Origin of the sequence: Sphingobacterium sp. UBA7249, assembly GCF_002472835.1 — a bacterium.
In the GTDB taxonomy this organism is placed as follows: domain Bacteria; phylum Bacteroidota; class Bacteroidia; order Sphingobacteriales; family Sphingobacteriaceae; genus Sphingobacterium; species Sphingobacterium prati.
In genome coordinates, this window is record NZ_DKST01000030.1 from 24633 (window position 1) to 38016 (window position 13384).

The 13384-nt window shown below is 38.0% G+C and carries 13 protein-coding genes; 5 read left to right on the forward strand and 8 right to left on the reverse strand.

All coding sequences use genetic code 11. The features are described from left to right. Nucleotides 1-299: 299 nt before the first annotated feature. On the reverse strand, nucleotides 300-1256 hold the full coding sequence (locus B4A24_RS21610; protein ID WP_293947040.1) for a hypothetical protein: 957 nt from the start codon (nucleotides 1254-1256) through the stop codon (nucleotides 300-302). Next, the gene (locus B4A24_RS21615; protein WP_293947042.1) at nucleotides 1225-2535 is read right to left on the reverse strand and encodes a hypothetical protein; all 1311 of its coding nucleotides are present in this window, start codon (nucleotides 2533-2535) and stop codon (nucleotides 1225-1227) included. The genes B4A24_RS21610 and B4A24_RS21615 overlap by 32 nt, the downstream gene beginning before the upstream one ends. A 630-nt stretch (nucleotides 2536-3165) precedes the next feature. Here B4A24_RS21615 and B4A24_RS21620 point away from each other — a divergent pair. Further along, a complete protein-coding gene (locus B4A24_RS21620; protein ID WP_293947043.1) occupies nucleotides 3166-3393 on the forward strand; it encodes a hypothetical protein in 228 nt (75 codons plus the stop codon). A 46-nt stretch (nucleotides 3394-3439) separates the two neighbouring features. Here the strand turns inward: B4A24_RS21620 and B4A24_RS21625 are convergent, their stop codons facing one another. Continuing rightward, the gene (locus B4A24_RS21625; RefSeq protein WP_293947044.1) at nucleotides 3440-4183 is read right to left on the reverse strand and encodes an alpha/beta hydrolase-fold protein; all 744 of its coding nucleotides are present in this window, start codon (nucleotides 4181-4183) and stop codon (nucleotides 3440-3442) included. 31 nt (nucleotides 4184-4214) lie between these two features. Between B4A24_RS21625 and B4A24_RS21630 the strand changes: the two genes are divergently transcribed. The 3 genes from B4A24_RS21630 (at nucleotide 4215) to B4A24_RS21640 (ending at nucleotide 6127) form a co-directional block, all read left to right on the forward strand. Further along, on the forward strand, nucleotides 4215-4967 hold the full coding sequence (locus tag B4A24_RS21630) for a hypothetical protein (protein ID WP_293947045.1): 753 nt from the start codon (nucleotides 4215-4217) through the stop codon (nucleotides 4965-4967). Nucleotides 4968-4997: 30 nt separating this feature from the next. Then, nucleotides 4998-5306, forward strand: coding sequence for a hypothetical protein (locus tag B4A24_RS21635; protein WP_108636794.1), 309 nt, complete (start codon nucleotides 4998-5000; stop codon nucleotides 5304-5306). Nucleotides 5307-5509: 203 nt separating this feature from the next. Further along, nucleotides 5510-6127 carry a porin family protein gene (locus B4A24_RS21640; RefSeq protein ID WP_293947046.1) on the forward strand — a complete coding sequence of 206 codons (618 nt, stop codon included), beginning with the start codon at nucleotides 5510-5512 and terminating at the stop codon, nucleotides 6125-6127. Nucleotides 6128-6199: 72 nt separating this feature from the next. Here B4A24_RS21640 and rpsJ read toward each other — a convergent pair whose 3' ends face one another. From rpsJ to rpsL, 4 genes are all read right to left on the reverse strand, one after another. Beyond that, the gene (gene rpsJ, locus B4A24_RS21645; protein WP_028070501.1) at nucleotides 6200-6505 is read right to left on the reverse strand and encodes a 30S ribosomal protein S10; all 306 of its coding nucleotides are present in this window, start codon (nucleotides 6503-6505) and stop codon (nucleotides 6200-6202) included. A gap of 128 nt (nucleotides 6506-6633) precedes the next feature. After that, nucleotides 6634-8757, reverse strand: coding sequence for an elongation factor G (fusA, locus tag B4A24_RS21650; RefSeq protein WP_293947047.1), 2124 nt, complete (start codon nucleotides 8755-8757; stop codon nucleotides 6634-6636). Between the two features lie 133 nt (nucleotides 8758-8890). Beyond that, complete coding sequence (rpsG, locus tag B4A24_RS21655; RefSeq protein ID WP_172396610.1) at nucleotides 8891-9358, reverse strand: 30S ribosomal protein S7; 468 nt, start codon at nucleotides 9356-9358, stop codon at nucleotides 8891-8893. A 19-nt stretch (nucleotides 9359-9377) separates the two neighbouring features. Continuing rightward, complete coding sequence (gene rpsL, locus B4A24_RS21660; RefSeq protein WP_108636809.1) at nucleotides 9378-9791, reverse strand: 30S ribosomal protein S12; 414 nt, start codon at nucleotides 9789-9791, stop codon at nucleotides 9378-9380. Between the two features lie 854 nt (nucleotides 9792-10645). Here rpsL and B4A24_RS21665 point away from each other — a divergent pair. Beyond that, nucleotides 10646-11125 carry a hypothetical protein gene (locus B4A24_RS21665; protein WP_293947048.1) on the forward strand — a complete coding sequence of 160 codons (480 nt, stop codon included), beginning with the start codon at nucleotides 10646-10648 and terminating at the stop codon, nucleotides 11123-11125. A 69-nt stretch (nucleotides 11126-11194) separates the two neighbouring features. Here B4A24_RS21665 and rnr read toward each other — a convergent pair whose 3' ends face one another. Beyond that, nucleotides 11195-13327, reverse strand: coding sequence for a ribonuclease R (gene rnr, locus B4A24_RS21670; RefSeq protein WP_293947049.1), 2133 nt, complete (start codon nucleotides 13325-13327; stop codon nucleotides 11195-11197). Between the last annotated feature and the right edge of the window lie 57 nt (nucleotides 13328-13384).

Genomic DNA, 13384 nt, shown 5'->3' on the forward strand with positions numbered 1-13384 from the left:
TTTCGCTATTATAGATCATATTTAAATGTCTATCCCAATTACAAAATTCATCACAAGTAAATCCAAGTACAGGTCCAGTCCAAGTTATGACTTCTCATAGGTTGGAAAAACGTATTGCCGAAAACGAGGCTAAGGAACTTAAGGAGAAACAACGTAATATGGATGAAAAGCGCAGACAGGTAGGTTGTACCTTTGAATATGCCAACTTTATTAAAAGGCTCAAATTAGAACCTATATCTCGCCTATCATCATCCCACTCACTTGCAACTTGGAGGGTTTCGTGAGTGGGATTAGTTTTTTTATTTGAATGTATCAGCTATCATAACCTTTTCTTCTTTAATATTATCCATTAGATCCGAGTATTTTATCGGCAATTTCTTTCTATTAAAGTAAAAATAGAAGTCAAATGAACCACCAGCTATGCCTTTATCAGGGATAAAAACAAAACGGTCTATCCCGCGATCAACCTCATAAAAGCGATCATCTTTTTGCCAGTCAGAATACGTCCAAAACTGGTATGCCGTGTCTTTACCTATTTTGAATATTTTGGAAAGATATTCTCGGCGATCACGCGATCTTTGAAAAGTAATTAATTTATCACTTTCACCCATTGTAAACAAAGGAAAGATTTCATTAGGATAAACACTTTTATAAATCTTTTCAAAATTTAGAATGCTAATAGGAGTTTGTTTAATATTGATTGTACCATAAACATTGGGAAATGGTTCTGGCCTATTGCTTATAACATAAAACTGCAGAAGGCAGTTTTTAGAAACGAAGTATCTATTTTCCTTTTTGGTAATTACCTGATAGTCATTAAAATACTTTGTTTCATTCCTGAGGATTTGATCAGGAAGATCCATCGTGTTAGCCGAAAGTAAATGCCGTAAATACCCTGCTTTAATTATTTTTTTCTCAATACTATCCAGTGAGATTTCTTTCCAATCGGGGCCTCCGTTCAGATCGGGTAGTACTGAAAACAAGATGAGGGAAAGTTTTTCCGAGCTTTTATAATAAAAGTCATTCGTACCCGATCTTCTCAGGTCATTCAACATAATATTATATAATGTAACTTTTTTGTCTATGCCATATAGGGACTTTGTCGAAAGATCAAATTTAGTGAGAGTGTATGCTTCTGAATTTTCATCGAGCAAAAAGTACCGTGACTTCTCATTCGCTATCCCTGAAAATCCTATTAATATAAGCAAGACACAGAAACCAATTTTAAGGATTACATTTTGTTCCAACTTTTCCATTTTTATAATTTTTGTTTACGTCTATTTCATTTTGGGTCATATTTGCTATTACCCCTCCCTTTGTTAATGCTATCGCGTCAATATCAGTCAGAGAGGGATTGAAAGTCTGTAATGCGTTTTGTAGATCTTTCATCCACGGACCGAAATCATTGTGCTTATTCACATATTTTTCCTGCCCGCCAATGGTGTAAGCAGTCCAGTCAGGATATAAAATAGGAAACTGATATTCTTTATTCTCAGCTTTTAATCTCATTTTTTCAGATCTTAAAAATGCATGAAGTGCCTCATGAAACATGGTCACGGCAATATACTCTTGAGAAGCAGTTTTTAGCATATTCCCATTCAATTTAATAAAATGGACTTCTTTAGCAGATGTTTCATAACCGATATAATGACCATCCAAATCACTACTCATTTGAAGACTGGCACTAAAGACAATATTAAATTTCCGTTCATCTTCGGCAGTCTTTTTATTAAATACTGAATTCAGCCATATTGAAATCTTATTTTCTAAATTAGGCAATTTTTTAAGAACTTCCTGTGCACATGGATATCCCTGCAAAGAATCTATGATTTCTTTGTCTTCATCAGAAGTATAGGTTGGAACTGTTCCATCGCTATTCCCTCCGCTACCTCCATCTCCTAATGGAGGAATATTCTGATAATCTCTTGGATCACCTGAATATGGTGGATCATTACTTCCGTCATCATCCCCGGAGCCACCGGAGCATGAAATTTCGTTTAAGACTCCACTGACATATCCATAAATACAATCCGTAGGCATTGCAGGAGCCTTTCCTGCTCTTTTCACCAGCTGGGCAGGGACTTTTGTGTTAGCTTCATAAAAAGAAATATTTTGTGCACCATTCTGCAACGATTTAGAAATTATTATGCCGTCGTACACCATTTTATTTGAACTAGGTATAAATGTGAGTACACTATATTGCCATTTATCATTTTTCCTTGTTCCTCGAACCCAAATATTATCATTCAGAGGTATCCGTGTTGAGTCTGAAACTAAGACCTCAAGTCTGTCAATCACCTTCACTTTAACATAAAGTGTATCTTGTCCAACCTCATAAAACGTTTTCCAATCAACAACTGATTTAAAATTAGGGTTGATAAAAGATGAATCAGATTGGCGGTAACCTGTTTTTCTCTGAAAATCCGTCTTAATCATATTAATATCTACAGTATCACTCCCATCGTCGAGCATAGGTTCATTCTTACAACCAATTAAAAGAATGAAAATTGAAACATAGAATAAAAATGCTTTCATTTAAAATAATTTAGGTAATCTGACTTTACTTCTTAGATCTCTAAAAGAGAAAACAATTATTAATCTCTCCCATTATGGCTCTAACAAAATCATTTAGTGATAAATTTATTAAATATTTCTAAATATATTTTACGGGACTATAATACTACACATTTGTGTATAGAAATAAGATTTTTGAATCAAATGTTGATGGTTATAGGGCATTTCGTTGCTGAATCGACTGCTGATCGCTCAGGCTCCGATGTTGTGACTATTTTTAAAGGCAGGTGCTCGATCTCACGCAATCAAAAATACCGCCAATAGTTGTCCTGAACCAATTATTGTGAAACTGCCATTGTGATAGAAGGTCAGGAATGTTAATTATCACTAACCCCCCATATATTCTCATTAAACGCGCTCACTTTACCATGGAATAATGGTCCAGTAGAAGGAAACGTTATCCGACTGAAAACGATAAAACGACAGATGTATGGTAGAGCGGGATTTGACCTACAGAGCAAACGTGCGGTATATGCTCCGTCTTGACCACCAAAATTTGGGAAGAATTCATTACTCCGAAATACCCATTTACAATCTATCTTCGATTACCAACAGTGTAAATAATAGTATATTTGTGAAAAACAATAAATTATGGCAAGATCGGTGCGAAAAACTAAAATTTTCGGGATTACTGGTGCAGAATCTGAAAAACAAGATAAAAGAAGATGGAATAGGACTTTTAGAAAAATCTGTAGAAAACTGATACGTTTGGAAAAAGAGGCTCCTTTTAAATTCTATGGCATTACTGAGGTATGGGATGGTGCAAAAGATGGAAAACGGTATCATCATAATGCTACCCAAAGAGAGATGAGAAAATAGAAATAATCAATCTGATAATTCAATCATTTAATAAACTTAAAATAGTTCAATATTCATTGCCTTTCCTCTGCATCAACAACCACTCATAAATCCAAGGCTCAGTTTCATAAAGATATTGAATACCATGCCCTTCACCTTCGAGCCGATGGAAAGTGATATTGCCATTGCACTTCTTTAAAGATTGCTCAATTCGTTCTGTTTCGTGTATGGAGATTTCGTCATCAGTGGTTCCGTGAAACGTCAAGATGGGAATATCTTTGAGTGTGCAAATTCGGGAGATGTCGCTGTCATTTACGCCACCACATAATGGCACAATCGCTGCAATTTTTTCAGGGTGATCCAATGCTGTAATGTAGGTTCCGTAGCCACCCATACTTATTCCGGTTACATATACTCGGCTTTTATCGATGCGGTATTTTGAAGTAACTTCATTATATAGCGAATCAAACCAATTTTCCGTGGACCAATATCTGCCTTCCGGACATTGCGGAGCGACCATAATAAAATTGAATTCCTTGCCTTGATCTACTAAATAGGGAAGACCATAGATCTTTAGCTTTTCCAGATCATTACCTTTTTGAGATCCACCGTATAGATAGATAACTAGAGGATATTTGGATGTGTCTGTATTATAATTTTGGGGGAGATAGGTTAGGTATTTATAATTGACTTTTAGCTTTTCTTGTGCAAAAGATTGCGAGATAAAAAAGCTAAAAATGATAATTGAAAGAATATTCGCGAACAGATAATCTTTTGAAGGGAGTATTTTGATTAATGATTTAAACACCATTTTAATAAGAGGTTGGTAACATATCTAAGTTATGTTATCATATGATTTTTTGAATTCAGACAAATCATCCACATTATTTTTGTTCTGGATTATCGGCCCCGATGCAATGGCTAAGGATGAATGGCTTTTATTTCCTTTAATGGTCATATTTAGTGGGGTTCTGGTCTTGAATATGTGCTATACAGTGTATTTCTATGTTGCCATTTGTCAAAGACAAAAAAAGCTACTTGTTGAATTGAACGAAGTAAACCATCAGCAGCAATTTAAGATAATAGATCTTGAGGAGCAGATTGATCTGTTATCTCCGGATCTGGAAGAGATGAGGGAAATCCTGGAAGCTGAGACGGGAGATAGAGATCCTGATTCCATGGATGAAATAGATTTAGTTCTGGTCAAATCCATAGATCCGGAGCAGGAAGTATTCTTGCTCAATAATAAAATCTTGTCCCAGAAGATACTGTATAAATATTTAGGAATTTTTACTTTTAAAAATAGTATCGTCAGCCTTTATTTAAAAACTGCGATGCACGAAAATCTTACTTGTGGTGAACAGCGTAGCCTAAAGGAAGTCGTGAATAGTACAAAAGGATTCGTACAAAAGATAGACCGAGATAAGGCGATACCGTTTGGTATGATCCAGTCTTGTCATCAACTGAAGCGTGGCAGGTTGCGTATTGTGCTCAAGCTTCCGTTTGAAGGGCGTTATAATTTTGAGGTGTCTGATAAGATTGCTAAGCATATCAAAGAATGGATCATGTTGCAGGTACCAATAGAAAAGGAATAATATAATGAGATAAACTTTAAAAGATAGATTATGGAAAAAGCAAAGGATAACACCTGGAAATGCCGTGCTACTGGTAAAGTTGGATTTCCTTCTTTAATTGAAGCCCAATGGGCAATGCTTCATTTTAAGTTCAAATCACGGGTGAGAAACAAATTAGACGGCAGGCGTATCAAACACCGGATGGGAAAAGATGCCTGCAAAAGGGCTTATTATTGTAAGTTTTGTAAAGGATACCATATTACCAAATGGGATAAAGGACACTTTAGCAACTACAAAACTAAGGCGGAGTCTTGGAAGATACCGGATGTATTAGGAAACTGGAATTATTTGATTGAGTAGAATCAGCAGATCGTATTGGTTAACGCTCGCAGCTTCTGCTATGTGAAAATTTTTGATTAAGTCTTTAAATACGTGTTGAGTCTAAATTACAGGCGGATAGAATAATCTATAGCGAATCATTTACGAAAATTATTTTGCTTAATTTTCTTGTTGTGTTTCAGGGAATTATATCTTATTTTAGCTCTATATTTAATTTATTTTTTATGAAAAGAAAATTACTCTCAATTGCAGCAGCATTATGTTTTATTGCTGGAGCAAAAGCACAAACTTCTTATGGTTTCAAGGCCGGTGTGAACTTTCCTAAGTTATCTGTAACGCAGAAAGAGACTTCTGGTTCATTCAGTTCTGGTGCCTCAACGAATTTTTATGTTACAGGTTTCGTTGATGCTCCTATTGCATCGAACTTATCTATTCAACCGGGACTTTCATTACAAGGTAAGGGTTCTAAATCTAAAGATGGAGCTGACGAAGTTAAAGGCAATATTATGTATTTGGAGTTGCCGGTTAATTTTGTGTATTATGTTCCTGCTGGTTCCGGTAACATATTTTTGGGTGCGGGCCCGTATGCCGCGTATGCTCTAAGTGCAAAAAATAAGATCAATGGCATTTCCACCGACGTGAATTTTGGGAATGGTGCTGATGAGGACGGAGTGAAACGTTTCGATGCAGGTTTGAATTTTTTACTGGGATATAAATTATCAAATGGCTTTTTGATCAATGGTGGTTATGGATTGGGGCTTACAAACATAGTTTATGATAATGAATTAGGGCTTGAGCAGAAAAACCGCGTATTCTCAGTAGGTGTTGGCTACCAATTCTAAGCAAAAAAATATAAAAATAAAAAAGGGCTTTTCTTACGAAAGGCCCTTTCTTTTTTCAGTGACTGAAATCTATCACACTTTGATTTCTACTTCAACACCTGAAGGTAATTCAAGTTTCATCAATGCGTCAACAGTTTTAGCGTTTGATGAATAGATATCCAACAATCTTTTGTAAGCACACAATTGGAATTGCTCACGTGCTTTCTTGTTAACGTGTGGTGAACGTAATACCGTGTAGATTTTTTTCTCAGTAGGCAATGGAATAGGACCACTAACAACTGCACCTGTAGGTTTTACTGTTTTTACGATTTTTTCAGCTGATTTGTCAACCAAATTGTAATCGTATGATTTCAATTTAATTCTGATTCTTTGGCTCATTTTTATTTATTTAAAATGATTGCTAATTAGAGCTATTCACAACTAGCAATCGGTGTGTATTTTTTAATGAAAGAACAAAGAGAAAAGATTGAAGTCTTTCATCTTTGTTCCTTTATTCTTGAGTTCAATTATTCAACAGAACCTTTGATTCTACCTTTTGATTTTGCAATTACCTCTTCTGCAACGTTACGAGGAGCTTCTTCAAAGTGATCAAATTCCATTGTAGATGTTGCACGACCTGAAGTGATTGTACGTAATTGTGTTACGTAACCGAACATTTCAGAAAGTGGAACCAATGCTTTGATTACTTGTACACCGGCACGTGAATCCAAACCTTGCATTTGACCACGACGACGGTTTAAGTCTCCCATTACATCACCCATGTTTTCTTCTGGTGTTAAAACCTCTATTTTCATAATTGGTTCCATTAACACTGGAGAACATTTAGGCAATCCTTCACGGTATGCTTGACGAGCAGCCAATTCGAAAGACAATGAATCTGAATCGACAGCGTGGAATGAACCATCAATCAAACGAACTTTCATTCCTGATAATGGGAATCCTGCTAATACACCATTTTTCATTGATGTTTCAAATCCTTTTTGAACAGAAGGGATAAATTCTTTTGGAATTTTACCACCCACGATTTCATTTACGAATTGAAGCGGTGATTTAGTTAAATCAAAATCTTCGTCTGCCGGAGAAATAACAACTTTGATATCCGCGAATTTACCACGACCACCTGATTGTTTTTTGAATACTTCACGGTGCTCGGTTGTACCGTTGATAGACTCTTTGTATGATACTTGTGGAGCACCTTGGTTAACCTCAACTTTGAATTCACGTTTCAAACGGTCAATCAAGATCTCTAAGTGAAGCTCACCCATACCAGAGATAACTGTTTGACCAGTTTCTTCATCTGTTTTTACAACGAATGTAGGATCTTCTTCAGCCAATTTACCAAGACCGATACCTAATCTATCAACGTCAGCTTGCGTTTTAGGCTCAATCGCTAAACCAATTACTGGCTCAGGGAAAGTCATAGACTCTAATACGATAGGCGCTTTTTCGTCACAAAGTGTATCACCAGTTTTGATGTCTTTGAAACCTACAACTGCACCGATATCACCTGCCTCGATAAAAGGAATAGGGTTTTGTTTGTTCGCGTGCATTTGGAAGATACGAGAGATACGTTCTTTGTTTCCTGAACGCGTGTTCAATACATAAGAACCTGCATCTAACTTACCTGAGTAAGCACGGATGAAACATAAACGACCTACGAATGGGTCAGTCGCAATTTTAAAACCTAAAGCTGCGAAAGGCTCACTAACAGATGGTTTACGTAATATCTCTTCACCTGTATCAGGATTAGTACCTTTAACACCTTCTGAATCCATTGGTGAAGGTAATAATTCCATTACTAGATCCAACATAGTTTGAACACCTTTGTTTTTGAAAGATGAACCACAAACCATAGGAACGATAGAGTTATCCAATACTGCTGCACGTAAAGCATTTAAGATTTCGCGCTCAGTCAATGAATTTGGATCTTCGAAGAATTTCTCCATCAAAGTCTCATCATAACCAGCTACTGCTTCCAATAATTTCTCACGGTATTCAGCAACTTCTTCCAACATGTCTTCTGGAATTGGAACTTCAGTGAAAGTCATTCCTTTATCATGCTCGTTCCAAACGATACCACGGTTGTTGATCAAGTCAACTACACCTTGGAATGTATCTTCAGCACCGATAGGCAATTGCAAAGCTACAGCCTCAGAACCTAACATATCTTTTACTTGTTTTACAACTTTCAAGAAGTCAGCTCCTGAACGGTCCATTTTGTTAACGAAACCGATACGAGGTACTTTGTAACCATCAGCTAAACGCCAGTTTGTTTCAGATTGTGGCTCAACACCATCAACCGCTGAAAACAAGAATACCAATCCATCCAATACACGCAATGAACGATTTACCTCAACCGTGAAATCCACGTGTCCAGGTGTATCGATTACGTTTACTTGATATTTGTTGCCACGGTAGTTCCAGAATACAGTTGTTGCAGCAGAAGTGATTGTGATACCACGCTCAGCCTCTTGCTCCATCCAGTCCATTGTTGAAGCACCTTCGTGAACCTCACCAATTTTATGGTTTACACCTGAGTAATAAAGGATACGCTCAGTTGTTGTAGTTTTACCAGCATCGATGTGGGCAGCGATACCGATATTTCTAGTGAATTTTAAATCTCTTGCCATAATATTTTTAAGCAGCTGGCCTTACGGGCCTTATGTGTTTAAATGTAATGTTAAATAAGTACACCGACCTTGATAAAAGAGTGTTCGTTTATCGGAGGTCGGTGTAATCATATTTTTTTGAATGTCTTCAAAATTAGAATCTGAAGTGTGAGAACGCTTTGTTAGCTTCCGCCATTTTGTGCGTATCTTCTTTCTTCTTAACAGCAGCACCTTCACCTTTAGAAGCTGAAATGATTTCTCCTGCTAATTTTTCGAACATTGTTTTTTCACCACGTTTACGAGCGTATGAAATTAACCATTTCATACCCAAAGCAATTTTACGGTCTGGACGTACTTCCATAGGAACTTGGAAGTTAGCACCACCAACACGGCGTGATTTTACTTCAACAGCAGGCATAACGTTGTTCAAAGCTTTTTTCCAAGCTTCTAGTCCGCTTTCTTGTGTTTTTTGTTCTACTAATTCTACTGCATCGTAAAAAATATCGTAAGCGATAGATTTTTTACCATCTACCATCATATTGTTTACGAAACGTGTTACCTGAACGTCGTTAAACTTTGGATCAGGTAAAATGATTCTCTTTTTCGGTTTTGATTTTCTCATTTTTCTTTCCTCCGTTTAATTATTTCTTTTTACCTTTTGCTGGAGCTGCCGCTGGTTGTCCTGGTTTAGGACGCTTAGTTCCATATTTAGAACGACGTTGGTTACGACCTGCTACACCTGAAGTATCTAATGCACCACGGATGATGTGGTAACGCACACCTGGTAAATCCTTAACACGACCACCACGGATCAATACGATCGAGTGCTCTTGTAAGTTGTGACCTTCTCCAGGGATGTAAGCGTTGACCTCTTTACCGTTTGTTAAACGTACACGAGCTACTTTACGCATTGCTGAGTTTGGTTTTTTAGGGGTAGTAGTATATACACGTGTACATACACCTCTTCGCTGTGGACATGAGTCCAACGCTGGTGACTTACTCTTATCAACCAGAGCTACTCTACCTTTTCTAACTAATTGTTGAATAGTAGGCATTTACCTGTTTTTGTTTATAAATTTGATACCTAAATTATTTTAAGTTCGCAAAGATACTGATTCCGTTTTGAATATTAAATAGTTAGTGTATAAAATTTAGATTATTTTTTCGCACTGACAACTCTCTTTTCCCTGAGACGGAACCATTTCCCCTCGTGGTTTGACAAGTCCGCGCTCCTTCTTCTGGATATTCTCCATCGTCTAGATGATTTAGTCGGGTGGGATTTTCGTTTACTCACCTGTCGAAATCATTTCGACACACGACTATGTCATTTTCCCCCGTGACGAAATGGATTTGTCGGGCGTCGGAATGATTTAGTCGTCTGTCTGTTCCGTTTTTTCCTTGGTCTGGATGATTTAGTCGGGTGGAATTTTCATTTCTCCGCATGGAAAGATGGCTTTGACACCGGTTTGGCTCATTCCGACATGGCGCAGAATCGATATTTTACTCGGCGAAATGGAGTAAACACAGTGCGGAATGTTTCCTTTTCCGCAATAGCGCAATAATAAAGATTTACTGTGATAATAATGGGGCTCCTCGTTTAATGCTTGTACAATCCGATATTGCGCTCGCAAGTTTAGCAGCTGCTACTGGGTTAATATTATGTTGTCAAATAAGGACAATGATAGTGGCGTTGTCTTAGGCTGGAGCAAAAAGCAGGAAACAATGTTTGACTCGTAAAAATCTTTATTGTCTTGAATACTAGTTTGCTCTGTGTTTTTTCGTGAAAATATTCTTCTACTGGTTTTTGAGTATATTTTATCTTTTTGCGTGTTCATGCATCTTTTTGGCAAGACGTTTGTCAAACACGGACAGATAATTAACAGTAAAAACAAATTAAAGTATTCAAGTTATGAAAATGAAATTAATGTATGCAATGGTATTGGCGCTTGTGACCTTCGCTTTTGTTGGATGTTCGAAGGATGACGATCCAAAACCAGTAAACTTCAAAGATCACAATGTGACAGCTACGATTTCTTTGTCGAAAGAATTCAAAAAAGCTGAAAACGATTATTTTAATTTAACAATTACAGGAGGAAAAGAAAATGGCACCTTTGTGGATTGGGATATAAATGGTACTAAAGTGACAGATGACATCATAAAATTAGGGACCGATGATTTTGATGGAGGAAAGACAATAGTATTAAAATCATTAGAAAAGTTCCAGATAGGTAGTTTGAACTTCGGAGGATTTGAATTCGGAAGTACTCCGTATACTGTTACTTGGAAAGTCGAAGACAACGGAAAAGTAGTTGACGAAGGTAGCAAAGTGATTGTTAAAGATGCCGATCCTCAATTCTTAAAAATGATTTCATTTAATGAAGTTAATTAAAAGATCTTTGTCTTTCAGTTATAAAAAAATAAAAAAGGAGAATTCATTCTCCTTTTTTATTTTGTGTCGCTAAGACAACAACGTAAAATCTATCTGCCTTTTATCCAGATCCACTTTCTTTACGCGAATCTGCACCTCATCACCCAGCTGGAATTTCTTTTTCTTCCGCTGGCCAATAATCGCATAGTTCTTCTCATCGAGTACATAGAAATCATCCGTGATATCACGCAAACGTACCATACCCTCACACTTGTTCTCCTGAATCTCTACATACATGCCCCATTCGGTCACACCTGATACAATACCCGTGTATTCGGTACCAATCTGGTCTTGTAGAAATTCCGCCTGCTTGTATTTAATAGATGCACGTTCAGCTTCTGCTGCCTTTTTCTCCATCTGCGAAGAGTGCTCTGCCATCTTTTCATAGTGCTCGGCATTGACCTTTGTACCACCATCCAGGTAGAACTGTAAAAGACGGTGCACCATCACATCGGGATATCGACGGATAGGGGAGGTGAAATGGGTGTAATAATCAAATGCCAATCCGTAATGGCTGGTTTTCTTCGTTGTATAAATCGCCTTGGCCATCGAACGGACCGCCAAAGAGGTCAGCATGTTTTGCTCCTTACTACCTTCGATCTTGGTCATAATGGCGTTTAGGGATTTTGCTGTTTCCTTGTCCGTTTTAATGGTCAGCTTGTGACCAAATCGTGCGGCAAATTGCGAAAATGTCGTTAAGGTTTCTGGATTTGGTACATCGTGATAACGGTACACAAACGTTAATTTGTTTTTACCGCGACCCTGTTTACCGATATATTCAGCCACCTTACGGTTGGCCAGCAACATAAAGTCTTCAATCAGTTTGTGGGCATCTTTACGTACCTTGGTATATACGCCCGTAGGTTTGCCATTCTCATCCAGGGTGAATTTGACTTCCTCACTTTCAAAGGCGATCGCTCCATTCTTAAACTTACGCTCACGAAGGATATAAGCAAGTTCATTCAATTTTAAAATTTCATGGCTGAAATCACCGGATTTCGTCTCAATGACCTCCTGCGCTTCTTCATAGCTAAACCGCCTGTCCGAATGGATAATTGTGCGGCCAAACCATTGCTCATGTATCGTGGCCTTCTCATCCAGTTCGAATACTGCCGAAAAACAAAGTTTGTCTTCATGTGGCCGTAATGAACAGACGCCATTGGACAAACGTTCCGGAAGCATTGGAATAACACGGTCAACCAAATAAACGGATGTCGCACGGTTAAAAGCTTCCTTGTCCAGTTCGGTATCCGGAATCACAAAATGGGATACATCGGCAATATGCACACCGATCTCGTAATTGCCATTCTCCAGCTTTTGGAAAGATATGGCATCGTCGAAATCTTTGGCATCGGCGGGGTCGATCGTAAAGGTTGGGACGCCTCTGAAATCACGTCTTTTGGCAATCTCTTCCTTGCTGATTTTCTCCGTGATCTTATTAGCTTCTTCTTCTACCTTCTTCGGGAATTCTAATGGGAAACCGTAGTCCGCCAAGATCGCATTCATCTCGGTATTGTTTTCTCCCTTGACCCCAAGGACATGCTTGACCGTTCCTACGGGGTTTTTACTACCACTTGGCCAGTCAATGATCGAAACCACGACTTTTTCCTTGTCCTTGGCACCATTCAGGTTATCCAATGGGATAAAGATATCGTGGAGCATCTTGCGGTCGTCGGCGATAAAAAAAGCGAAATTATTTGAGATGCTGATCGTTCCGGTAAAATCGGTTTTGGCCCGTTGTAAGATTTCGACAACTTCTCCCTCTTTTTTGCGGCCACCTTTTCTTTTCTCAAAAGTATGGACTTTGACAATATCCCCATGCAGGGCCTGTCTTAATTTACGCGGTGCAATATAGATATCGTTCTCAAGCTCATCGTCTGGGATGATATACGCGGAGCCGTCAGCGGTCATATCCACTTTTCCGGTGACATATACTTTGATTTGTTTCAGATTAAATTTTCCGCGCTCAACCTCGACAAATAGTCCGCTCCGGACATTGTCCTGCAAAATATCGGCAATAGCCACTTTGGAGTCGTTGTCGGTGAGGTTCAGTTTGGAAGAAACTTGCTTATAATTAAGCGGTTTGTTCTCTGATTTTTCGAAAATATCGGTAATCAGCTGCGTTAATACTTCTTTATAGGGATTTTCTTTTCTTGTCTTCATTCGTGTTATTTTTTACGCATTTGTTTTAGCCTCCAGGGGCATTTGCATGGCCAGCCC

Coding starts and splice junctions, on each gene's coding strand:
- B4A24_RS21665 (WP_293947048.1), top strand. CDS start 10,646: ATGAAAATGAAATTAATGTATGCAATGGTATTGGCGCTTGTGACCTTC.
- B4A24_RS21610 (WP_293947040.1), bottom strand. CDS start 1,256: ATGGAAAAGTTGGAACAAAATGTAATCCTTAAAATTGGTTTCTGTGTC.
- B4A24_RS21635 (WP_108636794.1), top strand. CDS start 4,998: ATGGAAAAAGCAAAGGATAACACCTGGAAATGCCGTGCTACTGGTAAA.
- rpsL (WP_108636809.1), bottom strand. CDS start 9,791: ATGCCTACTATTCAACAATTAGTTAGAAAAGGTAGAGTAGCTCTGGTT.
- B4A24_RS21625 (WP_293947044.1), bottom strand. CDS start 4,183: ATGGTGTTTAAATCATTAATCAAAATACTCCCTTCAAAAGATTATCTG.
- rpsG (WP_172396610.1), bottom strand. CDS start 9,358: ATGAGAAAATCAAAACCGAAAAAGAGAATCATTTTACCTGATCCAAAG.
- rnr (WP_293947049.1), bottom strand. CDS start 13,327: ATGAAGACAAGAAAAGAAAATCCCTATAAAGAAGTATTAACGCAGCTG.
- rpsJ (WP_028070501.1), bottom strand. CDS start 6,505: ATGAGCCAAAGAATCAGAATTAAATTGAAATCATACGATTACAATTTG.
- B4A24_RS21640 (WP_293947046.1), top strand. CDS start 5,510: ATGAAAAGAAAATTACTCTCAATTGCAGCAGCATTATGTTTTATTGCT.
- B4A24_RS21620 (WP_293947043.1), top strand. CDS start 3,166: ATGGCAAGATCGGTGCGAAAAACTAAAATTTTCGGGATTACTGGTGCA.
- fusA (WP_293947047.1), bottom strand. CDS start 8,757: ATGGCAAGAGATTTAAAATTCACTAGAAATATCGGTATCGCTGCCCAC.
- B4A24_RS21615 (WP_293947042.1), bottom strand. CDS start 2,535: ATGAAAGCATTTTTATTCTATGTTTCAATTTTCATTCTTTTAATTGGT.
- B4A24_RS21630 (WP_293947045.1), top strand. CDS start 4,215: ATGTTATCATATGATTTTTTGAATTCAGACAAATCATCCACATTATTT.